The 26989-nt window shown below is 75.2% G+C and carries 23 protein-coding genes, 4 tRNA genes and 1 pseudogene; 15 read left to right on the top strand and 13 right to left on the bottom strand.

What is annotated here, in order from left to right; genetic code table 11:
- Positions 1 to 133: 133 nt before the first annotated feature.
- The 4 genes from OP86_RS16695 (at position 134) to OP86_RS16710 (ending at position 2355) form a co-directional block, all read left to right on the top strand.
- Entirely contained in the window at positions 134 to 652 is a 519-nt protein-coding gene (locus OP86_RS16695; RefSeq protein ID WP_030055419.1) for a SigE family RNA polymerase sigma factor, read from the top strand.
- The gene (locus OP86_RS16700) at positions 649 to 1593 is read left to right on the top strand and encodes a hypothetical protein (protein ID WP_033332141.1); all 945 of its coding nucleotides are present in this window, start codon (positions 649 to 651) and stop codon (positions 1591 to 1593) included. Before OP86_RS16695 ends, OP86_RS16700 begins: the two co-directional genes overlap by 4 nt.
- A gap of 130 nt (positions 1594 to 1723) precedes the next feature.
- Positions 1724 to 1954 (top strand): FitA-like ribbon-helix-helix domain-containing protein, encoded by a 231-nt coding sequence (locus OP86_RS16705; RefSeq protein WP_030055416.1) that lies wholly within the window; start codon positions 1724 to 1726, stop codon positions 1952 to 1954.
- Positions 1951 to 2355, top strand: a complete 405-nt coding sequence (locus OP86_RS16710) for a type II toxin-antitoxin system VapC family toxin (protein ID WP_030055415.1) — start codon at positions 1951 to 1953, stop codon at positions 2353 to 2355. Before OP86_RS16705 ends, OP86_RS16710 begins: the two co-directional genes overlap by 4 nt.
- A gap of 85 nt (positions 2356 to 2440) precedes the next feature.
- Here the strand turns inward: OP86_RS16710 and OP86_RS16715 are convergent.
- From OP86_RS16715 to OP86_RS16730, 4 genes are all read right to left on the bottom strand, one after another.
- Positions 2441 to 2514 (bottom strand) — tRNA-Phe (locus OP86_RS16715).
- A 27-nt stretch (positions 2515 to 2541) separates the two neighbouring features.
- A tRNA-Asp gene (locus tag OP86_RS16720) sits at positions 2542 to 2615 on the bottom strand.
- Positions 2616 to 2670: 55 nt separating this feature from the next.
- A tRNA-Glu gene (locus tag OP86_RS16725) sits at positions 2671 to 2743 on the bottom strand.
- Positions 2744 to 2882: 139 nt separating this feature from the next.
- Positions 2883 to 3224 (bottom strand): metallopeptidase family protein, encoded by a 342-nt coding sequence (locus OP86_RS16730; RefSeq protein ID WP_030055414.1) that lies wholly within the window; start codon positions 3222 to 3224, stop codon positions 2883 to 2885.
- Positions 3225 to 3294: 70 nt separating this feature from the next.
- Between OP86_RS16730 and crcB (OP86_RS34845) the strand changes: the two genes are divergently transcribed.
- The 6 genes from crcB (OP86_RS34845) to OP86_RS16760 all read left to right on the top strand — a co-directional run bounded on the left by crcB (OP86_RS34845) (position 3295) and on the right by OP86_RS16760 (position 8836).
- Positions 3295 to 3852, top strand: coding sequence for a fluoride efflux transporter CrcB (crcB, locus tag OP86_RS34845; RefSeq protein ID WP_078588442.1), 558 nt, complete (start codon positions 3295 to 3297; stop codon positions 3850 to 3852).
- Positions 3849 to 4211, top strand: coding sequence for a DUF190 domain-containing protein (locus OP86_RS16740; protein WP_030055412.1), 363 nt, complete (start codon positions 3849 to 3851; stop codon positions 4209 to 4211). The genes crcB (OP86_RS34845) and OP86_RS16740 overlap by 4 nt, the downstream gene beginning before the upstream one ends.
- Positions 4208 to 4582, top strand: coding sequence for a fluoride efflux transporter CrcB (gene crcB / locus OP86_RS16745; protein WP_030055411.1), 375 nt, complete (start codon positions 4208 to 4210; stop codon positions 4580 to 4582). The genes OP86_RS16740 and crcB (OP86_RS16745) overlap by 4 nt, the downstream gene beginning before the upstream one ends.
- A 163-nt stretch (positions 4583 to 4745) precedes the next feature.
- On the top strand, positions 4746 to 5423 hold the full coding sequence (locus tag OP86_RS16750; RefSeq protein ID WP_157849753.1) for a hypothetical protein: 678 nt from the start codon (positions 4746 to 4748) through the stop codon (positions 5421 to 5423).
- 195 nt (positions 5424 to 5618) lie between these two features.
- A complete protein-coding gene (locus tag OP86_RS16755; protein ID WP_033332143.1) occupies positions 5619 to 7796 on the top strand; it encodes a DEAD/DEAH box helicase in 2178 nt (725 codons plus the stop codon).
- Positions 7797 to 7984: 188 nt separating this feature from the next.
- Positions 7985 to 8836, top strand: a complete 852-nt coding sequence (locus OP86_RS16760; RefSeq protein ID WP_033332146.1) for a TIGR02452 family protein — start codon at positions 7985 to 7987, stop codon at positions 8834 to 8836.
- Positions 8837 to 8853: 17 nt separating this feature from the next.
- On the opposite strand, the gene OP86_RS16765 is transcribed toward OP86_RS16760, so the two are convergent.
- Positions 8854 to 9189: a hypothetical protein gene (locus OP86_RS16765; protein WP_030255487.1), complete on the bottom strand. Its 336-nt coding sequence runs from the start codon at positions 9187 to 9189 to the stop codon at positions 8854 to 8856.
- 167 nt (positions 9190 to 9356) lie between these two features.
- Complete coding sequence (locus OP86_RS16770) at positions 9357 to 10451, bottom strand: hypothetical protein (RefSeq protein WP_051830162.1); 1095 nt, start codon at positions 10449 to 10451, stop codon at positions 9357 to 9359.
- A gap of 95 nt (positions 10452 to 10546) precedes the next feature.
- On the opposite strand from OP86_RS16770, the pseudogene OP86_RS16775 reads away from it, so the two are divergent.
- Positions 10547 to 11002 (top strand): annotated as a pseudogene (locus OP86_RS16775) (RICIN domain-containing protein); the annotation flags it as partial.
- Positions 11003 to 11081: 79 nt separating this feature from the next.
- Here the strand turns inward: OP86_RS16775 and OP86_RS16780 are convergent.
- The 3 genes from OP86_RS16780 to OP86_RS16790 all read right to left on the bottom strand — a co-directional run bounded on the left by OP86_RS16780 (position 11082) and on the right by OP86_RS16790 (position 14041).
- Positions 11082 to 11777, bottom strand: coding sequence for a tyrosine-protein phosphatase (locus OP86_RS16780; protein ID WP_030255496.1), 696 nt, complete (start codon positions 11775 to 11777; stop codon positions 11082 to 11084).
- Between the two features lie 166 nt (positions 11778 to 11943).
- A complete protein-coding gene (locus OP86_RS16785) occupies positions 11944 to 12798 on the bottom strand; it encodes an SDR family oxidoreductase (protein WP_078588443.1) in 855 nt (284 codons plus the stop codon).
- A gap of 10 nt (positions 12799 to 12808) precedes the next feature.
- Positions 12809 to 14041 carry a DNA glycosylase AlkZ-like family protein gene (locus OP86_RS16790; RefSeq protein ID WP_051830163.1) on the bottom strand — a complete coding sequence of 411 codons (1233 nt, stop codon included), beginning with the start codon at positions 14039 to 14041 and terminating at the stop codon, positions 12809 to 12811.
- A gap of 124 nt (positions 14042 to 14165) precedes the next feature.
- Here OP86_RS16790 and OP86_RS16795 point away from each other — a divergent pair, with 124 nt between their 5' ends.
- Entirely contained in the window at positions 14166 to 14885 is a 720-nt protein-coding gene (locus OP86_RS16795; RefSeq protein WP_051830164.1) for a nucleotidyltransferase domain-containing protein, read from the top strand.
- Positions 14886 to 14997: 112 nt separating this feature from the next.
- A tRNA-Lys gene (locus tag OP86_RS16800) sits at positions 14998 to 15070 on the top strand.
- 113 nt (positions 15071 to 15183) lie between these two features.
- On the opposite strand, the gene OP86_RS16805 is transcribed toward OP86_RS16800, so the two are convergent.
- Positions 15184 to 15429 carry a hypothetical protein gene (locus tag OP86_RS16805; protein ID WP_030055400.1) on the bottom strand — a complete coding sequence of 82 codons (246 nt, stop codon included), beginning with the start codon at positions 15427 to 15429 and terminating at the stop codon, positions 15184 to 15186.
- Between the two features lie 169 nt (positions 15430 to 15598).
- Between OP86_RS16805 and OP86_RS36630 the strand changes: the two genes are divergently transcribed.
- A complete protein-coding gene (locus OP86_RS36630) occupies positions 15599 to 17362 on the top strand; it encodes a sensor histidine kinase (RefSeq protein WP_030055399.1) in 1764 nt (587 codons plus the stop codon).
- A 10-nt stretch (positions 17363 to 17372) separates the two neighbouring features.
- Here OP86_RS36630 and OP86_RS16815 read toward each other — a convergent pair whose 3' ends face one another.
- The 3 genes from OP86_RS16815 to eccCa all read right to left on the bottom strand — a co-directional run bounded on the left by OP86_RS16815 (position 17373) and on the right by eccCa (position 25028).
- On the bottom strand, positions 17373 to 17654 hold the full coding sequence (locus OP86_RS16815; protein ID WP_030055398.1) for a hypothetical protein: 282 nt from the start codon (positions 17652 to 17654) through the stop codon (positions 17373 to 17375).
- A 56-nt stretch (positions 17655 to 17710) separates the two neighbouring features.
- A complete protein-coding gene (locus tag OP86_RS37460; protein ID WP_157849754.1) occupies positions 17711 to 20869 on the bottom strand; it encodes a hypothetical protein in 3159 nt (1052 codons plus the stop codon).
- 85 nt (positions 20870 to 20954) lie between these two features.
- On the bottom strand, positions 20955 to 25028 hold the full coding sequence (gene eccCa, locus OP86_RS16825; RefSeq protein ID WP_030255515.1) for a type VII secretion protein EccCa: 4074 nt from the start codon (positions 25026 to 25028) through the stop codon (positions 20955 to 20957).
- Between the two features lie 560 nt (positions 25029 to 25588).
- Between eccCa and eccD the strand changes: the two genes are divergently transcribed.
- The gene (gene eccD, locus OP86_RS16830) at positions 25589 to 26962 is read left to right on the top strand and encodes a type VII secretion integral membrane protein EccD (protein ID WP_030255518.1); all 1374 of its coding nucleotides are present in this window, start codon (positions 25589 to 25591) and stop codon (positions 26960 to 26962) included.
- Positions 26963 to 26989 lie beyond the last annotated feature (27 nt).

Below are 26989 nucleotides of genomic sequence, written 5' to 3' on the forward strand. Positions count from 1 at the left end.
GTTCGCAAGGAGGCACGGCGGAGCGCACCTCGGTTTTCGAGCTCCTCCAGTGTCACAGCCGCCGGTGGCGAATCGCGAACGACGGGCAACGGTCCGGGGCCCCCGTGGGCTCAGAGGGGGTGAGGAGGTGCTCATGGGAGCCCAGAAGGCCGTCCGGGACGACGAGTTCCGGGCGTTCGCCGGAGGTGCGTGGTCGCGACTGTTCAGGACCGCGTACCTGCTCGCGGGGGACCGGCACGGCGCCGAGGACCTGGTCCAGCAGGCCATGGAGCGGGCCTACGTGGCCTGGGGGCGGGTCCGCGTGGCCGACGACCCGTACGCCTACGTGCGCCGGATCCTGGTCAACGAGCACGCCCGGCGGTTCCGGCGCAGACCCGTCGAACAGCTGGTGCAGGCCGTCCCGGACCGTCCCGCGCCGGCCGGGGCCGACCCGGACGACCGCGCCGTGCTGCTCGACGCGCTCGGCGGCCTGCCACCGCGCCAGCGCCAGGCCGTCGTGCTGCGGTACTGGGAGGACCTCACCGAGACCCAGACCGCGGCGGCGATGGGCTGCTCGGTCGGGACGGTGAAGAGCCAGGCGGCCAGGGGCCTGGCCAAGCTCCGGGGGGCCACCTCACTCATCGGACTGACGAGCATCGGAGGCACGAGATGAGCAGGGAGTTCACGCCGGGGGGCGCGGAAGCCGGCGACGAGACCGCGGCCGTGTGGGCCCTGGGCGAGCTGGCCGGGAGCGTCGACACCGGGGCCGTCCCGTACGACCGGCTGGTCGCCGGGGGCAGGCGGCGCCTGCGGCGACGGCGGCTGCTGACCGCCGGGGCGGCGGCGGTGCTGGTCGCGGCCATCCTCGGCGCCGGGGCGGTGCTCGGCGAGAGCGGCCGGCAGGCTGCCTCGTCGGTGGTGGTGGCCGCGGCCTCCGCCTCCGCCTCCGTCACCGCCTCGGCCCCGGCCGCCGCGGCGGCCACCGCGAGCGCACCCGCCCCGGCCGTCGTGGGCGCACCCGGCCGGGACCCGTTCACCCCCGTGCGGGTCAAGGTCGGCGAGGGCACGGTGGACGGCCACACCTGGCAGGCCTGGACCGCACTGTGGCCGGCCGCCCCCACCAAGGAGGACGCCCTCACGCAGGCCCGGCTGATCCGGGCGGAGCGGCGCACCGCCAACCCGAACCTGCGAGCGGCCACCCAGGCGGACGTCGACCGCGACTGGAACCGCCTCCTCGACGTGGCGAACCTCTACTACACCGTGGACGGCCGACGGCAGGCCGAGGACGTCGTGAACCTGGTCACCGCTCCGGGAGGGATGGGTGGCGAAGGCCCGGCGATCGCCGTCGGCGGTGCGACGCTCGGGCTCAAGGACACGGGGAAGCTGGGCCTCCCGCCGGTGGTGATCGAAGGGGTCATGCCCGAGGTCGCGAAGGTCGTGGTCGACTGGCAGACCGGCGGCACCACCGAGGCGGTGCCCGTCCCGGTCGGGGACTCCCCGTGGCGCTGGTACGCGCTCATGGCGAAGCCGGGCACCGACGCCAAGACCGTCACCACCTACGCGGCGGACGGCTCACTGCTGCGCACCGACACCAGCTGGCTGCGCACCCACTGAGCCCGCCGGCCGGGCCCACGGGCGCAGCGCGGCCCCGGCCGGCGCCCGGGAGCCGACCCGGGCGCCGGGCAGTGCCGGGAGCGCCCCACGTGGACCAGCAGAATGCAGCTGATGCAGCTAAAATGCAGGCATGACCGCCATCACCATTCGTGACGTGCCCGACCCGATCCTGGACAACCTCAAGCTCAAGGCCGCGCAGGCCGGCAAGAGCCTGCAGTCGTACCTGCTCGACCTGTTCACCCGTGAGGCCGCCACGCCCTCGCTCGCCGACATGATGACGCGGCTCGACCGGGAGACCCGCGCCGATGTCAGCACCGCCGACATCCTCTCCGCGATCGACGACGGCAGGGAGCGCCGGTGACCTCGACCGTCGTCGTGGACTGCTCGGCCCTGGTCCGCGTGCTCACCGACCACGGCCCGGCCGGCCACGCGGCCCGGGACCGGCTCCGCGGCCTGGACACCCTGGCCGCCCCGAGCCTGCTCGACTACGAACTCGTCTCGGCCCTCTTCGGCATGGTCCGGGGTGGAAAGCTCGCCGAGAAGGAGGCGGCGAAGGCGATCGCCGACTACCAGTCCCTCGCCGTCACCCGGCACGAAACGCTGATCCTCTGGCAGCGGGTCCGGGAACTGAACCACAACCTCAGCGCCTACGACGCCCAGTACGTGGCGTTGGCCGAAACCCTCGGAGTGCCGCTCGTCACCAGCGACGCCCGCATCCAGCGCAGCGGCGCCGCCAGGTGCGCCATCGAGGTCTTCGGATAGCAGGGGGTTGTTGCGGCGTCGCGAAAACAGCATCGCGGAACGGCGAAGCCCCCGTAGCGAATTCGCTACGGGGGCTTCCCAGTTGTGGCCAGGGCCGGGGTCGAACCGGCGACCTTCCGCTTTTCAGGCGGACGCTCGTACCAACTGAGCTACCTGGCCGTACTGCACCGTCTCTTGCGAGACGAGCGATCCCGACGGGACTTGAACCCGCGACCTCCACCTTGACAGGGTGGCGAGCTAACCAACTGCTCCACGGGACCTCGAAGTGGCGAACCACCCGCGGTCTTGCGCACTGCACTGTACTACGGTACTGCGTGCCCCCAACGGGATTCGAACCCGTGCTACCGCCTTGAAAGGGCGGCGTCCTGGGCCACTAGACGATGAGGGCTTGCGGCCTGTCCCGCTGTTTCCAGCGTTCGGGGACGTCGAGAAGCATATGGGATGCCGGGCGGATCGCCAAAACGGGTTTCGGCCGGGTGGGGGGCGGGGGCCCGGAGGGGGTTCGGGAGGGTGCCCGGGAGGCGGGGTCAGGACCAGCCGAGTTCGTCCAGCTCGTGGTCGTCGAAGCCGAAGTGGTGGGCGACCTCGTGGATCACGGTGGTGCGGACCTCCTCGACCACCTGCTCGCGGCTCTCGCAGTGACGCAGGGTGGGGCCGAGGTAGATCAGGATGCGGTCGGGCAGGACGCCCGCGTACCACTCGCCGCGTTCGGTGAGCGGGGTGCCCTCGTAGAGGCCGAGGAGTTCCGGGTCGCTCGGGTCGGGTTCGTCCTCGACGAAGATCGCGACGTTGTCCATCATGGCCGCGAGCTGCGGCGGGATCTGGTCGAGTGCGTCGCTGACCAGCGTCTCGAACTCTTCCCGGGTCATCTCCACCGGATCATTGTCGGGCCTGGGGTGATGGTGTGCCAGGTGGCGGAGGCCGGTGTTTGATGGGGCTATGACGACCTCGGAGGGCGCGTTGGACGACGCCGTGGACGGCCCGGCCGGGACGCGGCCGGCGGTCGCGGCACCGGTGCGGAACCGGCCGCCGGTGCTGCGCGGGCAGGGGCCGGCGGTGGCGGTGGTCGCGGCCGGCGGGGCGATCGGGGCGGTCGCCCGGTACGCGGCCGGGCTCGGCTGGGAGACCGGGCCGACGGCCTTCCCGTGGACGACGCTGCTGGTCAACGTGGTCGGCTGCGCGGTGATCGGGGTGTTCCTGGTGGTGATCACCGAGGGGCGGCAGGCGCATCCGCTGCTGCGGCCGTTCTTCGGCACCGGCGTGCTGGGCGGCTTCACCACCTTCTCGACGTACGCGGTGGACGTCCGGCGGCTGCTGGAGGAGGGCCGGCTCGGGCCCGGGCTGGCGTACCTGGGGCTGACGCTGCTGGGCGCGCTGGGCGCGGTGTGGCTGGCAGCCGGGCTGACCCGCCGTCTGGTCCACCGGGCGGCCCGCCGGGGGGACGTGGCGGGCGGGGCTGCGACCGGCGGGGGCGCGACCGGCGGGGGCGCGCGGTGAGCCGGCTGAGCGGCCCGGCGCTGCGGCTGACGGTGCTGGTCGGCGAGAGCGACCAGTGGCACCACCGCCCGCTGTACAGCGAGATCGTGCACCGGGCGCGGGCGGCCGGGCTGGCCGGGGCGAGCGTGTTCCGGGGGATCGAGGGGTTCGGGGCGTCGTCGCTGGTCCACACGACGCGGCTGCTGTCGCTGAGCGAGGACCTGCCGGTGGCGGTGGTGATCGTGGACGAGGAGAAGCGAGTGCGGGCGTTCCTGCCGCGGCTGGACGGGCTGGTGGCGGAGGGGCTGGTGCTGCTGGACCGGTGCGAGGTCGTGACCTACGCGGGGCGCGGCCCGGGCGGGGCGGGGGAGACGCGGTGAACTGGCTGCTGGTGGTGGCGGGCGCGGTGGTCGGCGCGCCGCTGCGGTACCTGACCGACCGGGCGGTGCAGTCCCGGCACGACTCGGTGTTCCCGTGGGGGACGTTCGCGGTGAACGTGGTCGGCTGCCTGATCCTCGGACTGGTGACCGGGGCGGTGGCGGCGGGCGCGGCCTCCTCGCAGGTCCAACTGCTGCTGGGGACGGGGCTCTGCGGGGCGCTGACCACGTACTCGACCTTCTCGTACGAGACGCTGCGGCTGGCCGAGACCGGCGCCGGGCGGTACGCGCTGGCGAACGTGGCCGGCAGCGTGGCGGCCGGGCTGGCCGCGGTGTACGTGGGGGCGGAGCTGGCCTCGGCGCTCTGGAGCTGAGGCGCGGCACCGGGGCGGGGCGGTGGGGGCAGAGAACTGCAGTGCTGCCCGTGTCCCGTCGGGCCGGGCGCGCGTTGGGCACCGAAAGCGGTCGCGCGTCCGGGCGGCCCGGGCGGGGCGGCAGAGAGGGACCTCGGTGGCTTCGGTGACTTCGGTTCGAGCGGTGCAGGCAGTGCGGGCGGTTCGGGTGCGGGAGGCGGCGGCCCTGCGCTCGCGCGCCGTACGGGCGGCGGCGGTGCTGACGGTGGCCGGGCTGGGGCTGACCGGGTGCATGTCGGTCGGTCCGGCGGCGGAGGAGAAGCACGGCGAGGTGGCGCCGGTCGGGCAGGCCGGCCCGGCGGGCCGACCGGGGGCGACCGGCGGGCCCTCGGCCGTGCCGGCCGCCGGGCACCCGGGGAGCGCGTCGGGGCGCCCGGAGCGGCCGGGCGGCCCGCAGGCCGAGAACGCGCCGGGCGGGGCCGCGGCCACCGTGCCGGGCGAGGTGGTGCCCGGCGGGAACGGCGCGGTGGCCGGCGTCGTCCCGGTGCCGGGGCCGGGGGCTCCCGCCGGTGCGCCGGGCGGCGCTTCGGCGGGCGGGACGAACACCAGCCCCGCGCCGCACCCGGGCGGCGGGGCGTCGTCCGGGGCGGGCGGCACGGCGGGCTCCGGCGGTACGGGCGGCACCGGCGAGGGCCGCTCGGGCGGTTCGGCGGGCAGCCCCTCGGCCACCCCGAGCAGCCGCCCGTCGAGCACCCCGGAGCCCGAGCACAGCTCGCCGCCCGCGACCGTCCCGCCCGGCCCGGCGCCCTCCGCCGGCAGCTCCGGTTCCCCGGCCCCGAGCCCGCGTGCGGCTGCCCAATAGCGCTTTGTCCTGGGCATTTGCCTCCGATCCCTCGGGTCCTCTATGGTGGTAGATCGTTCGTTTGATTCATTTGACTGGCGCCCTAATCCCATCTGGCGCCCTTGGCGCGTTCCGGCGATCCGTGGCTGACCGCATAGAGGCGGTTGTGAAACAGAACCCCGGACTTTGGCGCGTGCCACTTCCGGAAGGTTCTGCATGTCTCTCGTTGACGACGCCCGCTTCGCCATGCCCGCGAACGAGGCCGCCGCCGATGTCACCGACACCATCGACACCATCGACACCGCCGCCGACGAGGTGATCGCCGAGGCCGTGGAGGCCACCGAGGAGGCGGCCGCCGAGCCGACGATCACCTTCGGCGACCTGGGCCTGCACGACGACGTCGTGCGTGCCCTCGCCAAGCGCGGCGTCACCACCCCGTTCCCGATCCAGGCCGCGACCATCCCGGACGCCCTGGCCGGCAAGGACGTGCTGGGCCGTGGCCGTACCGGCTCCGGCAAGACCCTCAGCTTCGGCCTGCCGCTGCTGACCCGCCTCGCCGACGGCGAGCGCACCAAGCCCAAGCACCCGCGCGGCCTGATCCTCGTCCCGACCCGCGAGCTGGCCATGCAGGTGGCCGACGCCCTGGAGCCGTTCGGCTCGGTCCTCGGCCTCAAGCTCAAGGTCGTCTGCGGCGGCACCTCGATGTCGAACCAGATCTACGCGCTGGAGCGCGGCGTCGACATCCTCGTCGCCACCCCCGGCCGTCTGCGTGACCTGCTGAACCGCGGTTCCGCCAAGCTCGCCGACGTCCGGACCGTGGTCCTCGACGAGGCCGACCAGATGGCCGACATGGGCTTCCTGCCCGAGGTCACCGAGATCCTCGACCAGGTGCCGGCCGGCGGCCAGCGCCTGCTGTTCTCCGCCACCCTGGAGAACGAGATCGACACCCTGGTCAAGCGCTACCTGAAGAACCCGGTCACCCACGAGGTCGACCCGTCGGCCGGTGCGGTCACCACCATGACCCACCACATCCTCGTGGTGAAGCCCAAGGACAAGGCGCCGATCACCAACGCGATCGCCGCCCGCAAGGGCCGCACGATCATCTTCGTCCGCACCCAGATGGGCGCCGACCGCGTCGCCGAGCAGCTGATCGAGGCCGGCGTGAAGGCCGACGCGCTGCACGGCGGCATGACCCAGGGCGCCCGTACCCGCGTCCTCGGCGACTTCAAGGACGGCTACGTCAACGTCGTCGTCGCCACCGACGTCGCCGCCCGCGGCATCCACGTCGACGGCATCGACCTGGTTCTCAACGTGGACCCGGCCGGCGACCACAAGGACTACCTGCACCGCTCCGGCCGCACCGCGCGGGCCGGTCGCTCCGGCGCCGTCGTCACCCTGGTGCTGCCGCACCAGCGCCGTGGCGTCTTCCGCCTGATGGAGGACGCGGGCGTCGACGCCAGCCGCCACATCCTGGACCACGCCTTCGACGCGGAGGTCGCCCGGATCACCGGCGCCCGTTCGCTCACCGAGGTCCAGGCGGAGAGCGCCGCCAACATCGCCGGTGCCGCCGAGCGCGAGCTCGCCGACATGACCCGCCAGCTGGAGCGCGCGCAGCGCCGCGCCACCGAGCTGCGCGAGGAGGCCGACCGGCTGGCCGCCCGTGCGGCGCGCGAGCGGGCCGAGCTGGGCATCGAGGACGAGGAGCCGGCCGCCGAGGCGGGCGACGAGGCCACCGCGGAGGCTCCGGCCGCCGAGGAGACGGCTCCGGCCGCCGCCCCGCAGGCCGAGGAGCGCACCCCGTCGTACCGCGAGGCGCGCACCGAGCGTCCGGCCTTCGGCCGTGACCGGGACCGTGGCGGCGACCGTGACGACCGTGGTGGTCGCTCGGGTGGCTTCAACCGGGACCGTGACGACCGTGGTGGCCGTTCCTTCGGTGACCGTGACGACCGTCGCTCTGGTGGTGGCTTCAACCGCGACCGTGACGACCGTGGCGGCCGTTCGGGTGGCTTCAACCGGGACCGTGACGACCGTGGTGGCCGTTCCTTCGGTGACCGTGACGACCGTCGCTCCGGTGGTGGCTTCAACCGCGACCGTGACGACCGTGGCGGCCGTTCGGGTGGCTTCAACCGGGACCGCGACGACCGCGGCGCCCGCTCCTTCGGTGACCGTCCGGCCCGCTCCTTCGGCGACCGCCCGGCCTTCGGCCGTGACCGCGACGAGCGCGGCGGCAGCAGCCGTCCGTTCTCCCGCCGTGACGACCACCGCGCCGGTGGCCGTCCGCAGGCCGACCGCGGTGGCTTCAACCGCGACGACCGCGGCGCCCGCTCCGGCGGTTTCGACCGTGACCGCGGTGGCTTCAACCGCGACGACCGCAAGCCGCGCTGGAAGAACTGACGCCGCACCGGCGGTAGTCGACCGCCGGCCCGGCTGAACGTACGAAGGGCCCGCTCCGTCCCCCGGAGCGGGCCCTTCGCGTTCCCCCGATACCCCCCGACACCTCGTCGTGCTCCCCCCGAGGTGTTGTTCTGGGAGTGAGAATAACCTGTGGCGCCGCGCAGCGGTAGTCCCGTAGCCTCCGGGGCATGAGCAGCAGACTGCATGACGTGGCACGGGTGAACGAGGAGATCGCCGAGCGGGGGAGCTACCGGACGGCCGGTGGTGAACTCGTGCAGGTGGGGGAGCAGTTGACGGCGGCACGGGCCGGGACGGTGTCGTACTCGCCGCAGGCGCTGGACGCGCTGGTGGCGGCGGGCGAGCCGGGGCCCGGGCCGGAGGCGGGGCCGGGGTCGCGCGGGAGCGTCGAGGTGACGGCCGAGGGGAGCATCGAGGCCGCCCGGCGGCTGGTCGCGGCCGGGGCCGGCCCGGTCGGGGTGCTGAACTTCGCCTCCGCCCGCAACCCCGGCGGCGGCTACCTGCGCGGCGCCCGCGCCCAGGAGGAGGACATCTGCCGCAGCGCGCTGCTGTACAGCTGCCTGCTGGAGGCGCCGGACTACTACGAGGCACACCGGGCCTCCACCGACCTCCGGTACAGCCACCGGGTGATCGTCTCGCCCGACGTGCCGGTGATCCGCGGCGGGCGCGGCGAGCTGCTGGCGCAGCCGTACCCGGTCACCTTCCTGACCTCGCCCGCCCCCAACGCCGGTCAGCTGGAGCGGCGTTCGGCCGGCACCGACGTCCGGGGCGTGCTCGCCGAGCGGGCCGTGCGGGTGCTCGCGGCGGCGGCCCGGCACGAGGTGCGCACGCTGGTGCTCGGCGCCTGGGGCTGCGGGGTGTTCCGCAACGACCCGGCGCAGGTCGCCGAGGCCTTCGAGGGCGCGCTGGCCCGGTACGGGGCGGCCTTCGAGCGGGTGGTGTTCGCGGTCTGGGACCGCTCGCCGGTCTCGGCGAACCGGGCCGCCTTCGAGGCCCGGTTCGGTGCGGAGGCGGCGCGCTGAGGGTTCGCGGCTGGCGGTTACCGCTTGCGGGTGGCGAGCGCCGTCGCCGCCGTGGAGGCCGCCGCGACCACGCCGGTGACGGCGAACACGGACGGCCAGGCGCCGATCCGCTTCGCCAGCGGGTGCGAGCCGCCGAAGGCCGCCACGTACAGGCCGGTCAGCGCCGCCGCGGTGCCCGTGCCCGAGCTGCGGCGCCACTGCGCGGCCGCCCCGGCGCCGGCCACCGCCAGCACCGCGCCGCCCAGCTCGCGCCGGCCGGTCCAACGGGCGACGCCGTAGCCGCCGACCAGGCCGCTGGCCGCGGTCAGCGTGGCGGGCGCGGCCGCCGTGAGTACGTTCGGAACCTTCGCCATCGTCGACTCCACTCGTCACGGGTGAGGCTGGTGGGGCCGGTAAGGGCCCGTCGACTTCCGACCCTAACCCGACCGCGCCGGCGGCCTTCCGGGGCGGCCTTCCGGGGCCGCCGGGCGGGAGCTGCGGGATGCGTCGGGCGGGAGTCGCGGGAAGCGTCGGACACGCCTCAGCGGAAGGCCTGCTCGACCGAGTGCCCCGGGACGGTGCGGGCGAGCCGCTCCGCCGCCTCCGCCGGGGAGAGCACCCGTTCCAGCCGCAGGTCGCCCGGGACCTCCTGGATGAACCGCCCGGCCGCCCAGCTGCGCTCGTACGGCAGCGGCTCCAGGACCAGGGTGCGCACGCCGTCCAGCACCGGGACGTCGCTCGGGGTGCCCTCGTTCCAGATCCAGGAGCCGTCCGGCGCGACCAGGTTGAAGGCGCCGGTCGCGATCACCCGGCGGCCGTCCAGGAAGGCCGTCCGGGCCAGCGCCACCACCTCCGGGTCCTGCGGGGTGCCGGGCAGGTGGCCGCCGCCGATCAGCACGTCGGCGAGCAGGGTGTGCAGCTGGAAGGTGTCGCTCAGGCCGCTCATCCGCAGCAGGTAGCCGGTGCCGGTGGGGCGGTCCAGCACCAGCAGCGGCTCGTCGTCCGGCATCAGCGCCAGGTGGGCCAGGCCCTTGAAGTCGTGCTGCTCGCCGCCGTACCGGCCGAACAGCTCCACGAGTACCTCGGTCACACCCGAGGCGCGGGCCTCGGCCCGCACCGGCGCGTGCGAGTACACCGCCCAGGACGCCTGCTGCCACAGGTGCAGCGTCCACCAGCCGACCACGGCCAGGTGCGCGTGCCACTCGTCCAGCAGCGCCGGGTCCGCGATCCGCGCGTGCGCCTCGGCCGGGTCGTCCTCCTCCGGGTCCGGCAGCGGGCCGCCGCCCGTCCCGGCCCAGCGCCGCAGCAGCAGCTCCACCCCGGTCAGCGCCCCGCGCAGGCCGGCCAGCACCGGGCCGGCGCAGGCCACCGGGTCGGCGCCGTGCTCGACACAGGCGCCCACCACCATGGCCAGGTGGGCGCGGGGGAACGGCGGGGCGTCCGGCAGCAGCGCGGCCAGCCGGGGGCCGGCCGCCACCCGCTCCTGCGGGGCGGCCGAGCCGAACAGCCCGCCGACCGCGCCGAGGGCGGGGCCGAAGCGCTCGTCGTCCCCGGCCGCGACCACCGCCTCCAGTTCGGCCACCGCTTCGAGGAGGGCGGGCTGCTGACGGTGCGACGGTGTCTGCTCGGTGGACATTCGCCGCAGCATAGGCGGCCGGACCGGTCCGGTCGAAACGCCCCCGCACCTCGGCCACGGTCGGCCACGGGGCTGTCGGTACCCGGTGGCAGACTTCGACCGTGACTGACTCCGCGATCACCGACGGCAGCTACCTCGTCCGCAACGTCGGCAGCGGCCTGCTGCTGCAGGTCGCCGGCGCCTCCCGGCGCAGCGGCGCCCGGATCGTGCTGGGCGCGGACGACGGCACCGACAACCAGCTCTGGCACCTCACCGCCGTCCACCCGGGCGGCGCGCTCTTCCACATCGAGAACGCCGCCAGCGGCAAGCGCCTCGACGTCACCGGCGCCTCCCCGGACGACGGCGTCCCCATCCAGCAGTGGGGTGCCAACGCCTTCGGCGCCCAGGAGTGGCTGCTGGAGGGCCACGTGGACGCCCCGGGCACCTACACGGTCACCAGCTTCATCAGCGGCAAGCCCCTGACGGCGCCGGAGCCCCCGGAGGAGGGCGTCCGGCAGTGGGAGGACACCGACTCTCCGACCCAGTGGTGGCGCTTCGAGCGCCGGGCCTAGCGAGCCGGGGGCGGCCGTACGTCACCGGCCGGCGGGCTCAGGTCTCAGGCCTCAGGTCTCAGGTCTCAGGCCTCAGGCCTCAGGCCGAGAGGTTGGCGCGGACGGCGTCGAGTTCGGCGTCGGTGGCGCCGTGGTGGCGGAGGTAGGCCGGGATCGTGCCGTGGTGGGTGTGGATCCAGGCGAGGGAGGAGGCGATGAGTTCGGCGCTGATCGGGCGGGAGAGGCGCTCGGCGCCGGTCTCGTCGATGTACGGGGCGGGGCCCTTGTCCAGGCCCAGGCCGATGTTGGAGAGCAGGAAGTCGGCGGTGATGTCGGCCTCGGAGGCGCCCAGCAGGGACTGCAGGACGGCGATGGTGAGGCCGGTGCGGTCCTTGCCGACGGCGCAGTGGACGACGGCGGCCAGCGACTCCGGCGCGGCGAGGCGGCGGACGACGGCGGCCAGCGAGCGGCCGGCCGTCTCGGCCATGAAGGGGTAGAGCGAGGCCTGGTCCTCGGGCCACGGCCGGTCGACGTCCCCGCGGTCGGCGGGCAGCGTCGGCAGGCTGAGGGCCTCGTGGTCGAGGCCGTGCCGCTGGTCCGGCCAGACCTCCAGTTCGAACGGGCTGCGCAGGTCGATCACCGTGCGCAGGCCGAGCTCCTTGAGCCGCCGGGCGCCCTCCTCGGTGAGCGTGTGGAAGGACCCGGAGCGGTACAGCACGCCCCGGCGAAGGGTGCCGATCCCGCCCGCGTCACGGAAGTTGCGCACACCGGGGATGTCGATGAAGGCGTCGGTCATGGCCACCACCGTACGGGCGGGGGCGGGCGCGCGGAAGGAAACCGGAGGGGACCGTTCGGTTGCGGGCCGACGCTGTCCGAAAGCGGCCCCCGGGACCGGAACCGGCACCCGGGACCGGAACCGGCACCCGGGGTCCGCCTTCGGCCCCGGGAGCGGGACCGGGCCCTCAGCGTCCGCCGGAGACCTCCAGGAACGCCCCCGTGGTGTACGAGGCGGCCGGGGAGAGCAGGAAGAGGATCGCCTCGGCGACCTCCTCCGGCCGTCCGCCGCGCTGCATCGGCAGGCCGGGGGCGACCCGGTCGACCCGCCCGGGCTCGCCGCCGAGCGCGTGGATGTCGGTGTGGATCAGCCCCGGCCGCACCGCGTTGACCCGGATCCCCTCGGCCGCGACCTCCAGCGCGAGGCCGCGGGTCATCGAGTCCACCGCGCCCTTGGCCGCCGCGTAGTCGACGTACTCGTTCGGCGAGCCGATCCGGGAGGCGGCCGAGGAGACGTTGACGATGGCGCCGCCGCGCCCGCCGTACCGGGTGGACATCCGGCGGACGGCCTGGGCCGCGCACAGGAACGGGCCGGTGACGTTGGCGGCCCAGATCCGGTTCAGCCGGTCCTCGTCGATCTCCTCCAGCCGGCACTGCCGCTCCAGCGTGCCGGCGTTGTTCACCAGGCCGGTGAGCGGGCCGAGTTCGGCGTCCACGGTGGTGAACAGCCGCTCCACCCCGGCGGTGCGGCTGACGTCCGCGCGCACGGCGAGGGCGGTGCCGCCCTCGGCCCGGATCGCGTCCACGACGGCGGCCGCCGAGGCCTCGTCCGTACGGTAGTTGACGCAGACCCGGTGGCCGCGGCGGGCGGCCAGCACGGCGGTGGCGGCACCGATGCCGCGGCCGGCGCCGGTGACGATCAGGACCTCGTCGGTGGCGGCCGGGGCGGTGCCGGCCGGGGCGGCGGTGGTCGGGGCGGGGGTGGCGGCCGGGCTGGTGCCGGTCGGGTCGGGGGTGGCCGGGTCGGGGGTGGTGGTCGACATGGCCCGTACGCTACCCGGCCGTTGGGCCGAGCCCGCCCGCTCCGGCCGCCCGCAGTGCCGCGATCCTGGGCGCCCGGCTCCTCGGCGAGTCCAGGCTGAAGCCGCGGGCGTCGCCGAGCTCCTCCCGGACGAAGGCCTCGGTGCGGGCCACCGCAGCCCGCAGGGCGTCGTCGAGTGGCACGAAGGGCAGCAGGACGATCTCGGCCCGCTCGGTGTCGTACTCCCAGAGCCCGACGATCCGGCCGCGGTCGAGCACGAGGTGGGTCTGCGGGTCGGCCTCGCCGCCGAAGGTGCGGCCGGCCCGGCCGGCGGGCACCGGGCGGGCGGCGTCGGCGGGGTCGAGCAGCCGGGGCAGGTCGCGGTGCAGCAGGTGGATGCCGTCGATGCCGGCCAGCAGGGTCGGGTGCGGCTCGCGGGGCGGCGTGAACTCGGCGAACTCCTCGACGAGTTCGGGCGGCAGGAGGAGTTCCGAGCCGGGCGCGAGCGGGACCAGGCCCGCCTCGGCGACGGCCCGGCGGGCGGTGGCGGCGGTGAAGCCGGAGAACCAGCGGAAGTGCCGCAGGGTGGCCGGGCCGGCCCAGGAGAAGTAGCGGCGGGCGAGGTCGACCGCGGCCCCCGCGACCGGCTGGTCCCAGCCGACGTAGCCGTAACGCTGCTGGTCCAGACGGCCGTTGACGGGCACCCGGCGGACCCGGCCGCGCGACTGCAGCAGCCCGAGGGCGAGCGGCAGGGTGGTGGCCAGGCCGCGCTTCCTGCCCGCCTCGCCGAGCGGCCGGACGGCGTCGCCGACCGCCTCCCGGATCGTGGTCGGATCCAGCGGACCGCCCTCGGACAGCACGCGCTCGACGGCCAGGCAGAGCTTCTCCACCTCGTCCCGGCCGACCCCCAGATTCCGCTCCGCCGCGGCCAGTTCACCCTCCGGGGCGGCCGCGCCGACGGCCAGACCGAGCGCGAAGTCGGCGGCCGGAAGCACGTACGTACAGCCCCGCGCGGACGGTAGCTCGTGCACCTCCAGCCGGGCCACCGCCTCGTCCACCGCGGCCCGCCCCAGCCCGGCCCGGGCGAACAGGCCCAGGTACGGCGCCGCGCCGCCCACCGAGCGGGCCCAGCCGGTGGCGGCCAGCACCTCGGCGGCGGACGCCCCGGTGTGCGGGCGGTCCAGCCACTGCCGGTGCGACCACCAGGCGCGCAGCTTCTCGACGCCGACGGCGCCGGGGTGTTCCGAGTGGGGATCGTGCTCCATGCGGCCAGTATCGGCGGCCGGACCGGCCCCGGACCGGAAATCGCTCGCCCGGCGCGGCCCGCTCCGGAGAGGATGCGGTACCAGTCCGCAGCCCGTCCGTCCGGCTCCCGGGAGGAGACCGCCCATGCCCGCCGTTGCCGCTCCTGCCGTGCCCGCTGCCGCCCTGCCCGTCGGCACCGTCCTGCTCGCCGGGATCGTCGGATCCACCGCGTACGGCTTCGCGCACGCCGGCTCCGACATCGACCGGCTGGGCCTGTTCGCCACCCCCACCGAGGAGTTGCACGGCCTGCACCGCCCGGCCGAGTCGCACGTCACCATCGAGCCCGACCTCACCCTGCACGAGGCCGCCAAGTGGTGCCGACTGGCGCTGGGCTGCAACCCGACCGCGTCCGAACTCGTCTGGCTGCCGGACGACCTGTACGAGACCCGCACCCCGCTCGGTGACGAACTGATCGGCATCCGCGCGGCCTTCCTCAGCGCGCCCGCCGTACGGAAGGCCTATCTCGGCTACGCCGACCAGCAGTTCCGCAAGCTGCTCACCCGCGACCGCGCCGAACCAGCCGCGCGCCGCCGGGCCGCCAAGCACGCCCGGCACCTGGTCCGACTGGTCGAGCAGGCCGTCCGGCTGCACGAGACCGGCCGCAACCTGATCCGCCTGCCCGACCCCGAACACGTCCGCGAGTTCGGGGAACGCATCGCCGACCGGCCCGCCGTCGCCGAGTCCCTGCTCGCCGACGCCGCCGACCGCCTCGACCGCCCCGGCGTCCTGCCCACCGCCCCCGACCCGCGCCCCGTCGAGGCCTGGCTCCGCCGCGTCCGCGCCGCCCACTACGCCGCGCTCTGAGAGCCGCTCCACACACCCGGCGCGCCCGCGCAATCCACTGGCGGAGCCCTGGGCCCTACCGGGTAGGATCGCCGTGGCCCTCCCACCAGGTACCACCGGGACCACGGGCCGCGGGGCACTAGCTCAATTGGCAGAGCTGCGGACTTTTAATCCGTAGGTTCAGGGTTCGAGCCCCTGGTGCCCCACCTGGAACGAGGCGGTCACGCCCGCTCCGACCTGCATCGCAGCACCCCGGCCGGGTTCCTCGGCCGGGGTGCTGCTGCGTTTCCGGGCCCGAGCGGGGTGCTCGGCGGGGCGGTCACCGGCGGGCGCGCCACAGGCCGTAGAGGCCGACGCCGGCGCCGGTGATCACCGAGAACCCGCCGCTGCCCGCCGTCAGGTAGACCCCGGTGGCGATCACCAGGAGGGTGACGAGGGCGATCAGGTCCAGCGTCCGGTGTCGGGTCGATCCGGCGGGGCCGTCGGCCTGTTCGGGGGGCTGCGGGGCCTGTGGGGCATCTGCCCCGGTGGGGGTGGGGAGAGGGCGGGAGTCTTCGTCCGTCATGGTCAGAGCCGACCAGAAGTCCCGGGCTGGGCCTAGGCAGCCGTACGGCGGGGTGCCGTTCTTGAACGGCGGCCCGTCAACGGGCGTTCGAGAACGTTCAGGACTGTCCACGGTCGTTCGAAGTACGCTGTGCGCGAAGCTAACTGAGGTAGCGTCGACAAGGAGAGTCGTGGCAGAGCGACCGGCGGAGACCGACCCGGGAGATCTCGCGGCCGTCGCCGCGTACGACGAGCGGTTCGCCGCCTTCGTGGACGACCTGAACCGCCTGCACATCGAGTACGGCGCACCCTCGTACGGCGAGATCTGCGGCGCGGCCCAGGTCTTCAAGCTGACCAAGGCGGGGATCGCCGACCTCCTGACCGGCAAGCGGCTGCCCGCGGTGAACTTCCTGCTGGAGTTCGTCCGCGTGGTCAGCAACCCGCTGCCGGTGGACGGGCGGACGCCGCGCGGCCACAAGGCGCACCCGGAACTGATCGACCGCTGGCGGCGCCGGTGGGTGGACCTCCGGTCGCTCAACCGGCAGGTCAAGGCGCCGTTGGGCCGCATCCGGAACGCCGGGAAGCAGCTGGTCGAGGAGGCGGAGCGGACGGCGGCGCAGAGGATCGGTGCGGCCGAGGAGCGGGCCCGGGAGACGCGCGCCCGAGCGGAGGTCGAGGCAGCGTTCGTCCTGGAGGAGGCCCGGCAGCAGGCTGCGGGCCTCGTGGAGGAGGCCCGGCAGGAGGCCGCCCGCCTGGTGGAGGGAATCGAGGCGTATGCCGAGGGCGCGCGGGCCAAGGTGGATGCCGAGGCCCGGCGGGTCCGGGCCGAGGCGGAGCGGGTCCGGGCGGAGGCCACCCGGGTCGCGGTGGCGCGTACGGCCGAGGCGGACCGACTCCTGCGCGCGGCGCGGGAGGAGGCCGAGGGCGTGCGGCTGGGCGCGCGCGCCGAGGCGCAGGAGATCGTGGACGAGGGGCGGCGGGTGAGTCGTCTGCGGACGCCCACGGCGCTGCGTGAACTCCGTGGGACGGCCGAGCAGATCATCGAGACGTACCTCCCCTTGTTGCTTCGGGCGATCGCCACAGGTCAACTCTTGGGACCGGGCAGCCTGAAGATCCCATCCGTCGGCCTCCACGGCCGGGACGACGTGGGACTACTGGCCCGTTGCTTCGACACGCTCCTCCATGAACTCGCGACCGTCGCCGCCGAACAGACCCGCCGGTTCGGCAACACCCATGCGGTGTTCACCAATCTGTCGCGCCGCAGCGCCGGCCTGGTCCACCGGCAGCTGACGCTCCTCGACGCGTTGGAGCGCCAGGAGCCCGAACAGGAGCAGTTGGAGGGCCTGTTCAAGCTGGACCACCTCGCGACCCGCATGCGTCGCCACTGCGAGACCGCGCTCATCCTCGCGGGCGCGGAACCGCGCCGCTGGGCCCGTCCCGTCCCGCTGATCAACGTGCTCCGCGCCGCCACGTCCGAGGTGGAGGAGTACCAGCGCATCGACATCGCCGCCGTACCGGAGGCCGAGGTCGCCAGCCGTGGCGTCACGGACGTCATCCATCTGCTCGCCGAGCTATTGGAGAACGCCACCCTCTTCTCTCCTCCGAGCTGCAGGGTTCAAGCGACGGCCCACGGTCTGCCCGACGGCCGGCTGGTGATCGAGGTCGTCGACTCCGGTCTCGGCATGTCCTCCGAGACGTTCGTCGCCTTCAACCGGCACCTCGCCGACGCGGTGCCCGTGGACCCCTCTGTCTCCGACAGCATGGGCTTCCTCGTGGTCGGCCGCATCGCGCTCCGCCACGGCATCCAGGTCCGGCTGGCGCCTGCCGACACCGGAGGGACCGTCGCGTCGGTGGTGCTCCCGGCCGACCTGGTGGTGGACCCCGTCGGCGACACCTCGGCGGACGGTGCCGGGCCGATCGGTGACGGTGACTCCTGGCAGTCCGCCGTGATCTGAGTCGCCGAACCTACTTCGGGCCGAAGAGGTCGTCCAGCTTCGAGGGCCAGTCCCCGTCCGCGAGTTCGGCCGACATCAGCAGATCCCGCCAGTCGGTCTCCAGAAGCAGGATCGCGTCGTGCAGCCGGTCCGGGCTGCCGTCCGCCAGGACCACCAGGGCGGCGGTGATCCGTTCGCGGTCCTGCCCGTGCTGGACCCGGCCTTCGGCCTCCTCCAGCAGGGCGGCGGTGGCGTCGGCCTCCGGGCCGAAACGGTCGGCGAGCCTTGCGGCGACGCGGTCGGTGAGTGCCATGCGTCCTCCGGGAGTTCGACGGGGCGATCGATGGTGGCAACGCCCGCCGAGGCGGGTCAAGAGGGGGTCGGGAGGACTTCGACGCCGGGGGTGAGGTGGAAGGGGCTGGGGTCCTCGACGTGGCGGCGGTCGGCGGGGGAGAGCTGGTCGCGGCGGTCCAGCCAGCTGGTGAGGCGGGACAGGGCGCTGCGGTCGCGGTCGGCGGGGTCGGCGTCGGCGGGGCCGGACTCGCGCAGCAGGACGCGGGCGGAGCGGCCCGCCGGGTCGGTCGGGTCGGCGGGGGTGGTGGCGAGGACGGTGAAGCTGGTGCCGGGGGCGAAGGTCACCCGTGGGTCCTCGGTGCCGGAGCCGAAGGCGGCGGTGCGCCGGCCGGTGGCCGACCAGATGAAGAACTCGACGGAGGCGCCGTGGAGTTCGACGGCGGGGGCGGTCAGGCCGGTGACCGGGGCGGGCTCGGTCAGCCGCTGACCGACGCGGTAGTGGGCCAGCAGGGCCGCCGGGTCGGGGCCGGGCGGGGCGCAGAGCAGGACCGCGCCGTGGTGGCTGGGGAGGCGACGCAGGCCGGAGGCGAGGCAGCGGAGGAAGGGGGCGAGCGCGGGGTCGCCGGAGCGTGCGGCCGTGACCAACTCGGCGCGGGGCACCGGGATTCCGGTGTCGCCGTGGTGGAGGAGGACGGCGGCGAGGTCGGGCTTGATGTCGTCCTTGGAGGTGGAGCGCAGCCCGGGCAGCCGGGTCGCGACCTGGTCGACCCGGCCGGAGCAGCGCTGGTAGTGCTCGCCGAGCAGGGCGCGGACGGCGTCGCGGTCGTCCGGGCCGCTGACGGTGGCGACAGCAGTGGTTCCGGGGGCTGGGGCGGGCGAGGCCTCCGGGGTGAGCAGGCGGGTCTGCGGGTGGGCGGGCGGTGCCGGGGTGGCGTCGGGGTCGTCGCTGTCCGGGTCGTCGCTGTCCGGGTCGTCGTTGTCCGGGTCGTCGCCGTCCGGGGCTTGGTCGGGTGGCTCGACGGGTGCGACGGGGGGAGCTTCGTTCGGTTCCTCGTCCGGGGCGGGGGTCGGGTCTTCGTCCGGGTCGGTCTCCGGTGCGGGGAGGGGGAGTTGGGCGACCGGTTCGGTGGGCGGTTCGGTAAACGCTTCGGTGGGCGGCTCGGGCCGGTGGCCGCCCTCGGCGGCGGTGCGGGCGGGGGCCGGTGCGGGCGCGGGCACGGCAGCGGAGGACGGGACGTCGGGCGTCGATCCGTACGTGGCCGGGGCCACCGGCCTGCGGGGCCCGGCGGCGGGTTCGTCCGGTCCGCCGCTGGTCGAGGTCCGGATGGGTGGGCCCACGGCTGCGGGTACCGGCCGGGGTGCCGGGTCCGGAATCGGGTCCGGAATCGGGGCGGCGGCAGGAGAGGCCGCCACCTTGCCTTCGGCCTCGACCTCGGCCTCGGCCTCGACGGCGGGTTCCTCCGGAGCGGGGCCCAGGGCCGCCGGGGCCACCGGTGTGGCCGGGCCGGCGATGGCCGCGGGAGCGGAGGCGGTGACGGCGGCCGGGTGCGATGCGGCGACGGGTGCCGCGTGCATTACCGCCGCCTGCACCACCGCCTCCTGCCGGGCTGCCGGGCCGATCCCGTACGCCACCGGTGCCACGCCCGGCACGGCTCCGGCGGGCTGTTCGGGGCCGAGCCAGTCCAGGTCGTGCATCCGGGCGATGAAGCGGGCGATCCGCTCGGTGGAAGGTTCCAGCAGTCCGTGGACGAGCAGCCCGAACCCCTGGGATCCGGCCCCCGGGAGGTGGTCGAGCAGCTTGCCCAGCTCTTCGAAGACCTCGGCGTCGACCGGGCGGTCCCGCTCGCCGACGATCAGCAGCGGGCGGGCCGACTCGGGCCGGCGGAAGCGCGGGGTGAGGATGTGCGGGGGCTCCGGGCGCAGCCAGAGGCCGGCCGGGACGGCCTCCAGGGCCCAGTAGGGGAAGGCGTCGAAGACGGCGGGGCCGGCGGTGTGCCAGGTCGCGCCGCCGTTGCGCCAGCCGGAGGGGACGGTCCCCTGGCCGGGGGCGGCGGCGAGGCGCAGCAGGTAGGGCTCCCAGCAGGCGTGGCCGTGGGAGTCGAGGACGTACGAGGTGGGGCCGCCCGGCCCGATGACGGGCAGGCCGATCGCGGCGTTCACCGGCCGGGCCAGCCGGGCGGACAGCGCGCCGGTGAGCGTGGCGAGTTCGGCGGGGGCGGCCCAGGGGGCGCTCACCAGCAGCCGGGCCGATCCGAGGGGCAGGGCGGCCACGGTGTCCGCGAAGTCCTCGGGCAGCAGGACCGGCAGTGCGGGTGTTCCGACGACCAGGACGACGGTGCCGGGCGGTGCGTCGGCCAGCGCGAGGTCGGGCAGCGGGCCGGAGGGTCGGGCGGCCGGGTGGGTGAGCCAGTAGCCGGTCGGCAGCCGCTGCACCTGGACGGCCGGGGCCCGGCCGCCGGTGGGGGCGGGCCCTGCGGGCGCGGCCTGAACGGTGGGAATCGCAGGGACTGCAGGGACAGCAGGGACTGCAGGGACTGCAGGGACCAGGGGGACCGCAGGCACGGCCGGGACGACGGCAGCGGTCGGAACGGCGGCGTGGTGCGGCTCGATCGGGGCGGTGGCGCCGATGATCTCGCGCACCGGGCGCGGTGCGGCGCCCGGGGCGCAGTGCCACCAGGAGGCCCCCTCGGGGGCGCCGTCGGGGGCGATGACCTTGAGGTTGCCGTCCTGGGTGATCTCCACCAGGCCGTCCGGCGCGACCACCGGCAGGCCCGCCCGGTCGGCGACGACCTCGGCGGGCCGGCGGCCGTTGGGGGCGAGTGCGGCGAGGCCGGAGGCGGCGAGCACCAGGCTGGTGGCGCCTCGGGAGCGGGCGATCACGCCGAGGTCGGCCATCCGGTCGCGCAGCACGGGGGCCGAGTCGGGGGCGGCGGCGACCACGATGATGCTGCCGGGCACCGGGCGCAGCGCCCCGACGGCGGCGGACAGTTCGTCCTCCCCGGCGGTGGACGGCGCGATGACGAAGTGCGGGCCGACCGGCCGCAGTTCGGACCGGATGACGGTCGGGGCGCCGACCTGCGGCCCGGCGACGGCGGGCACCCGGGCGGGCGCGTCGGCGCCGTCCGGGCCGGAGGGCAGCTCGGCTGCCGCGCCGCGCCACCGGCCGAACCGGCGACGGGGTGCGTCGGGCGACACCGGGTCGCCGGCGGGGCGGCCGCTGCGGGAAGGACTCATCGCCGGGGTAAACGGGCCGGGCTCGGCCGCGGGTTCAGCCGCCCGGTGGCGTGGGCGGGGTGACGGTGTGGGCGGGGTGATGCCGTCACCCCGCCGAGCCGCCGTCCGGGTCCTCCGGGTCGGGCATCAGGCCCGTCTGCACCTGGACGGTCCGGCGCCTGGTGATGTGCAGGGCGCGGCCCGGCGGCAGCTGGCGGGGTTTGACGCTGCCGAACAGGGTGCCCTCGCTCGGCGGGCAGGACAGCAGGGTGACCGGGGTGTTGACGTCCTGGAGCCGGCGCAGCAACTGGTCGGAGTAGGCGCGGCCGATGCCGTTGGCGGAACGGGCGACGATCAGGTGCAGGCCGAGTTCGGTGCCCTGGGCGAGGTGGTCGAGGATCGGGCCGAACGGGCTGGTGCCGGACTGGCCGGGGATGAGGTCGTAGTCGTCGACGATGATGAACAGCTCCGGTCCGGTCCACCAGTCGCGCAGCCGGAGCCGGGCCGGGGTGATCTCCTCGCCGGGGAGCCGGGCCTCCATGGCGCGGGCGGCCCCGGTGACGACCTGGCGGAGCACGTCGACGGCGACGGCGTAGCCGAGCCGGTACTCCTCCGGGACGCTGTCGTACAGGCCGCGCCGGAAGTCGATGAGCATGATCCGGGCCTCGGCCGGGGTGTAGGCGGTGGTGATGGCGTCGACCATCAGGCGCAGCAGGTTGGTCTTGCCGCTCTCGCTGTCGCCGACCACGAGCAGGTGGGGGGACTCCTCGAAGTCGTGCCAGAGCGGGGAGATCGCGGTGTCCTCCAGGCCGATGGCGACGCGCAGCCGGCCCTCGGGGGCGGGCAGGGAGGCGGCGTCGAGCTGGAGCGGCAGCATCCGCACCTCTGGGGCGCGCGGGCCGGTCCAGTGCTCGTTGACGGCGTCGACGAGGTCGGCGACGCCGTCGGCCAGGCTGTCGCTGTCGCCCTGGCCGTCGATCCGGGGGAGGGCGGTGAGGAAGTGCAGCCGGTCCTGGGTGAGGCCGCGGCCGGGGACGCGGGGGACGGTGTCGGCGGCCCGCATGTTGATCATGGAGTCGATGGGGTCGCCGAGCCGCAGCTCGAACTTGGTGCCGAGCTGGTCGCGCAGGCCGCTGGAGATCTCGCCCCAGCGGGCGGCGGTGACGACCAGGTGGACGCCGTAGTTGAGGCCGCGGCCGGCGATCAGGGTCAGGGCGGGCAGGTAGTCCATGAACTCCTGGCGCAGGGTGCCCCAGCCGTCGACCACGAGGAAGACGTCGCCGTGGCGTTCGTCGGCGAGCGCCGGGTCCCCGGCGGCCCGGCGGCGGCGGAAGGTCGCGACGGAGTCGATGCCGAGTTGGGCGAAGCTCTGCTCGCGGCGGGCGATGATGCCGTTGATCTCGGCGAGGGTGCGGCCGACCCGCTCGGGCTCGTGACGCCCGGTGACGCCGCCGATGTGTGGCAGCCCGCGCAGCGCGGCGAGCGTGCCGCCGCCGAAGTCCAGGCAGTAGAACTGCACTTCGCGCGGGGTGTGGGTGAGCGCCAGGCCGGTGATCAGGGTGCGCACCAGGGTGCTCTTGCCGCTCTGCGGGCCGCCCGCGATGCCGACGTGGCCGCCCGCGGCCGAGAGGTCGGCGGTGAGGAGTTCGCGCAGCTGCTGGAAGGGGCGGTCCACCACGGCGACCGGGACGGTCAGGGTGCCGACCGCGCCGCGGTCGTCCGGGGCCAGGCCGTGCTGCGGGGTCGGGGCGAGCGGCGGCAGCAGCTCGTCCAGGGTGGGCGGGGTCTCCAGGGGCGGCAGCCAGACCGCGTGGGCGGGCGGGCCCACGTCGAGCATGCGGGCGGCCGCCAGCTCCAGCAGGGTGTCGGTGTTCTCCTCCTCCTCGGCCCGCCGGGCTTCCTCGGCGGCCAGCGCCTCCGGATCGGGACGGCGCGGAGCGGTGTACTCGGTGTCGTAGCGGACGATCTGCCCGGCCACCGCGGCCTGTTGGGCCGCCCCGCGGCGGCGCCGGTACGGCCCGGAGACGTACGCCGCCTTGAAGCGGGTGAGCGTGGCGATGTCGCTGCGCAGGATGCCGTTGCCGGGCTGGGAGGGCAGCTGGTAGGCGTCGGGGACGCCCAGGACGCCGCGGCTCTCCATGGCGGAGAAGGTGCGCAGGCCGATCCGGTACGACAGGTGGGACTCCAGGGCGTGCATCCGGCCCTCGTCGAGGCGCTGCGAGGCGAGCAGCAGGTGCACGCCGAGCGACCGGCCGAGTCGGCCGATCATGATGAACAGCTCCATGAAGTCGCGGTGCGCGGACAGCAGTTCGCTGAACTCGTCGACCACGATGAAGAGCGTCGGCATCGGGTCGAGCTGGGCGCCGGCGGCCCGGGCGGTCTCGTAGTCCAGCAGCGAGCTGTAGTTGCCCGCCGAGCGGAGCAGCTCCTGGCGGCGGTTCAGCTCGCCGTGCAGGGCGTCGCGCATCCGGTCGACCAGTGCGGCCTCGTCGGCCAGGTTGGTGATCACCGCCGAGGTGTGCGGGAGTTCGTCCAGGCCGAGGAAGGTGGCGCCGCCCTTGAAGTCGACCAGGACGAAGTTCAGCGTCTCGGAGGAATGGGTGAGCGCGAGGGCCAGCACCAGGGTGCGCAGCAGCTCGGACTTGCCGGAGCCGGTCGCGCCGATCAGCATGCCGTGCGGGCCCATGCCGCCCTGCGCGGACTCCTTGAGGTCCAGCTCCACCGGATTGCCGTCCGCGCCGACGCCGATCGGCACCCGCAGCCGCTGCCCGCGCGGGCGGTCCGTCCAGCTGCGGCCGACGTCGTGCTGGTGCAGGTCGTTGATGCCCAGCAGGGCGGTGAGGTCGAAGTCGGTGCTGAGCGGCTCGGCGGCGTCCAGCGAGTCGCCCAGCCGGTACGGGGCCATCACGGTGGCGAGGCGGCGGGCGGCCGGGACGCTCAGCGCGTCCGGGCGGCCGAGCGGGGTCGCCTCGTCGCGGCGGTTGCGGTCGGCGGCGACGAGGTCGAGCCGGTCGCCGGTGATCCGCAGCCGCAGCCGGAACTGCGCGTGCTGCCACTCCACGGCCCCGGAGAGGTCCAGCAGCACGGCGTTGCGGTAGCCGGCCAGCAGGGCCCGGCTGCTGCTCGGCAGCTTGACCCCGTCCAGGACGATCACCGTGTACGGCTCGTCGCGGCCCGGCTGCGCGTCCGGCTCGTACGGCGGACGGTCGGTGAACTCCGGTCCCAGCAGCTGCTCCAGCTCCAGGATCGACTCGGCGACCAGGCGCACCGGCCCGGCGCCGTCGGTCTCGGTGGGGTGCAGGGCGTGCGGCAGCCACTTCAGCCAGGCCCAGTCGGCGCGCCGCTCGGGGGCGACGGCGGCGGCGATGCGCAGCTCGTCGGGGGCGTGGAAGAACGCGAGCTGGGCGAGCATCGCGCGGGCCAGGGCGCGGGCCGGCTCGGGGTCGGCGGTGTCCGGGTCGTCCTGGCCCGGGGGCCGGGTCTCGGTGCCGGTGCCCGTGCCGGTGCCGGTGCCCGTGCCGGTGCCCGTGCCCGGGCCCGCGGCGGTGTCCTCGTCCTCGGGGTGCTCGCAGCGCAGCAGCACGTGGGCGTAGCCGCGCACGTGGAAGGCGATCGGCTGGGCGTCGATCGAGCCGTAGGCGTGGATGAACCGGCGCAGCGCGTGCGCGCACAACGGTTCCAGGTCCTCCACCGGCTGGGTGGACAGCGGGGCCAGCTTGACGGCCAGGCGCTGGGTGCCGGTGGCGATCCGCACGTCGCCGAAGTCCGGGTGGGCGGTGCGCCGCTCCCACAGCCGCGAGGTGCGCACCAGCGAACCGAGCGCGCCCGGCTCGGGGTGGCGCCAGGCCAGGGCGAGCCGCTGGTCGACGATGTGGCGCCGGACCTGACGGCGCATCTGGGAGAGGTAGCGCAGGTAGTCGCGGCGTTCGCCGCGCAGTTGGCGCTTGCGGTCGCTGGCGCCGCGGATCAGCTGGGTCACCAGCATGCCGACGGCGGACAGGCCCATCATGCCCATCGCCACGTAGGTGAGCGGCCCGCCGGAGGACTGCGGGTTGAGGAAGATCATCACCATCGAGAGCGAACTCAGCGCCATCGGCGCCATGGCGATCATGTTGGACATGCCGCTCTGCTGCTCCGGAAGGACCGGTGGCTCCTGGAGTTGGAGCTCGCCGTCCGGCATCGCCGGTCCCGGTCGCCGGGGCGGGCGGTCGACCACGACCACGCTCAACGGGCTTCTCCTCTCGCGGCCCGGCGGGGTCGCCGGAGGCGGTGCGGGCCCCGGCGGCCCGGGCCGGTCGCCGGTGGCGGTGCGCCCGGCGGCCCGGGCCCGCGTCGCACCCGGACGTACGGCCCGCGGGGGTCCGCAGGTTCAGCGGGGCGGGTCCGGCGGCCCGGGACGGGTGTCTGGGGCGGACGTACGTCCAAGGACGGGTCTCTGAGGCGTACGTACGTCCAAGGACGGGCGTCTGGGGCGGACGTACGTCCAAAGCCATGCGTCTGAGGCGGACGACATCCAAGGACGGGCCTCTGAGGCGTACGTACGTCCAAGGACGGGCGTCTGGGGCGGACGTACGTCCAAAGCCATGCGTCTGAGGCGGACGACATCCAAGGACGGCCCCGGTGCCGCCGCCCGCCCCGGTGTCGCCGCCCCGCGTGCCGCCCGGTGAACCGCCCGCCCGCCGGCGTCCGTTCCTGGAAGGGGAGACCGGGCAGTCCGGCCGCAGCGGAGGGGCGCGACAGGTGAGCGGTACCACGGTGGCGTCAGGGCTGGTCCGGCTGCGGTTCCGCGCCCCCGAGGCCTCGTTCGAACTCGCCCTCCCCGGGGACGTCGTGCTGGCCGACCTGCTGGGCGCCGTCCTCGACTACGCCGGTGCCGCCGTCGAGGAGAACGGCACCGAGCACTCCGGCTGGGTCCTCCAACGCGTCGGCGGCCCGCCCCTCGACGAGGAACGCACCCTGGAGGGCCTCGGTCTGCGCGACGGCGAGGAGCTGTTCCTGCGGCCGGGCCGGGAGGCGCTGCCCGAGGTCCACTTCGACGACCTGGTGGACGGCGTCCGGGCCGGCACCACCGCCCGCGGCGACTCCTGGCGGCCCGCCGTCACCCACCACCTCGCCCTGGCCCTCGCCCTGGTGGCGCTGGCCGGCGGCCTGCTGCTGCTCGCCCTGCCCGGGCCGGCCGGCCCGCGCTGCGCCGCGGCGGCCGTCGTCGCGGTCCTGCTGCTCGGGGCCGGGGGCGCGGTGACCAGGCTGGTCGCCGATCCGCCGGCCGGGATCGCGCTGGGCGCCGCCGGGGTGGGCTACGCGGCCGCGGCGGCCGCCCTGCTGCCCGGTGTCACCGGCCCGGCCCGCCTGCTGGCGGGCGGTTCGGCGGCGGTCGGGGCCACCGTGCTGGCGCTGGCCGTGATCGGCGCCGGCCCGTTCTTCGCCGGGCTGGCGGTGGCGGCCGTCCTCGCCCTCGGCTCGGGCGCGCTCGCCGCGTACGGGGTGCCCACGACCCACTCGGCCGCGGTGATCGCCGCCGCGGCCGTGCTGTTCGGCGCGTTCGTGCCCGGCCTGGCCTTCAAGCTGGGCGGGCTGCGGCTGCCCGCGCTGCCCCGCAACGCGGACGAACTCCAGGAGGAGATCGAGCCGTTCCCGGCCGAGGACGTGTTCGCCCGCAGCCTGGTCGCCGACAGCTACCTGGCCGGCTTCTTCGTCGCCGTCGGCGCCGTGTGCGCGGGCGCCCTCGCCCTGCTGGCCACGGCCCGGGACGGCGGCTGGGGCACCACCGCGATGTCCGCCGACCTGTCGCTGCTGCTCCTGCTGCACGCCCGGGACATCGGCGGCGTCCGCCAGCGGCTCGCGCTGCTGCTGCCGGGTGCGCTGGGCGTCGCCCTGCTGGCCTGGCGCACCGGGCAGGACGCCGAACCGTCCGGCCGGTTCGCGCTGTTCGCCGTCCTGATCGCCGTCGCCGCCGCGCTGGCCGTCGCCGCCTGGGCGGTGCCGGGCCGCCGGCTGCTGCCGTACTGGGGCCGGGCCGGGGACGTGCTGCACTCGCTCGCCGCGCTCGCCCTGCTGCCGTTGGCGCTCCAGGTGCTCGGCTTCTACCAGATGATGCGCGGCCTGGCGGGCTGAGCCGCCCCGGTTGCCCCGCCGCCCCCG

The sequence above is a fragment of the Streptomyces novaecaesareae genome (genome assembly GCF_000716875.1).
GTDB lineage: Bacteria > Actinomycetota > Actinomycetes > Streptomycetales > Streptomycetaceae > Kitasatospora > Kitasatospora novaecaesareae.

Excerpts from the sequence above, each read along its gene's own strand:
- OP86_RS16695 (WP_030055419.1), top strand. The coding sequence starts at position 134 with ATGGGAGCCCAGAAGGCCGTCCGGGACGACGAGTTCCGGGCGTTCGCC.
- OP86_RS16700 (WP_033332141.1), top strand. The coding sequence starts at position 649 with ATGAGCAGGGAGTTCACGCCGGGGGGCGCGGAAGCCGGCGACGAGACC.
- OP86_RS16705 (WP_030055416.1), top strand. The coding sequence starts at position 1,724 with ATGACCGCCATCACCATTCGTGACGTGCCCGACCCGATCCTGGACAAC.
- OP86_RS16730 (WP_030055414.1), bottom strand. The coding sequence starts at position 3,224 with ATGACCCGGGAAGAGTTCGAGACGCTGGTCAGCGACGCACTCGACCAG.
- crcB (WP_078588442.1), top strand. The coding sequence starts at position 3,295 with ATGACGACCTCGGAGGGCGCGTTGGACGACGCCGTGGACGGCCCGGCC.
- OP86_RS16755 (WP_033332143.1), top strand. The coding sequence starts at position 5,619 with ATGTCTCTCGTTGACGACGCCCGCTTCGCCATGCCCGCGAACGAGGCC.
- OP86_RS16760 (WP_033332146.1), top strand. The coding sequence starts at position 7,985 with ATGAGCAGCAGACTGCATGACGTGGCACGGGTGAACGAGGAGATCGCC.
- OP86_RS16765 (WP_030255487.1), bottom strand. The coding sequence starts at position 9,189 with ATGGCGAAGGTTCCGAACGTACTCACGGCGGCCGCGCCCGCCACGCTG.
- OP86_RS16770 (WP_051830162.1), bottom strand. The coding sequence starts at position 10,451 with ATGTCCACCGAGCAGACACCGTCGCACCGTCAGCAGCCCGCCCTCCTC.
- OP86_RS16780 (WP_030255496.1), bottom strand. The coding sequence starts at position 11,777 with ATGACCGACGCCTTCATCGACATCCCCGGTGTGCGCAACTTCCGTGAC.
- OP86_RS16785 (WP_078588443.1), bottom strand. The coding sequence starts at position 12,798 with ATGTCGACCACCACCCCCGACCCGGCCACCCCCGACCCGACCGGCACC.
- OP86_RS16790 (WP_051830163.1), bottom strand. The coding sequence starts at position 14,041 with ATGGAGCACGATCCCCACTCGGAACACCCCGGCGCCGTCGGCGTCGAG.
- OP86_RS16795 (WP_051830164.1), top strand. The coding sequence starts at position 14,166 with ATGCCCGCCGTTGCCGCTCCTGCCGTGCCCGCTGCCGCCCTGCCCGTC.
- OP86_RS16805 (WP_030055400.1), bottom strand. The coding sequence starts at position 15,429 with ATGACGGACGAAGACTCCCGCCCTCTCCCCACCCCCACCGGGGCAGAT.
- OP86_RS16815 (WP_030055398.1), bottom strand. The coding sequence starts at position 17,654 with ATGGCACTCACCGACCGCGTCGCCGCAAGGCTCGCCGACCGTTTCGGC.
- OP86_RS37460 (WP_157849754.1), bottom strand. The coding sequence starts at position 20,869 with ATGAGTCCTTCCCGCAGCGGCCGCCCCGCCGGCGACCCGGTGTCGCCC.
- eccCa (WP_030255515.1), bottom strand. The coding sequence starts at position 25,028 with ATGCCGGACGGCGAGCTCCAACTCCAGGAGCCACCGGTCCTTCCGGAG.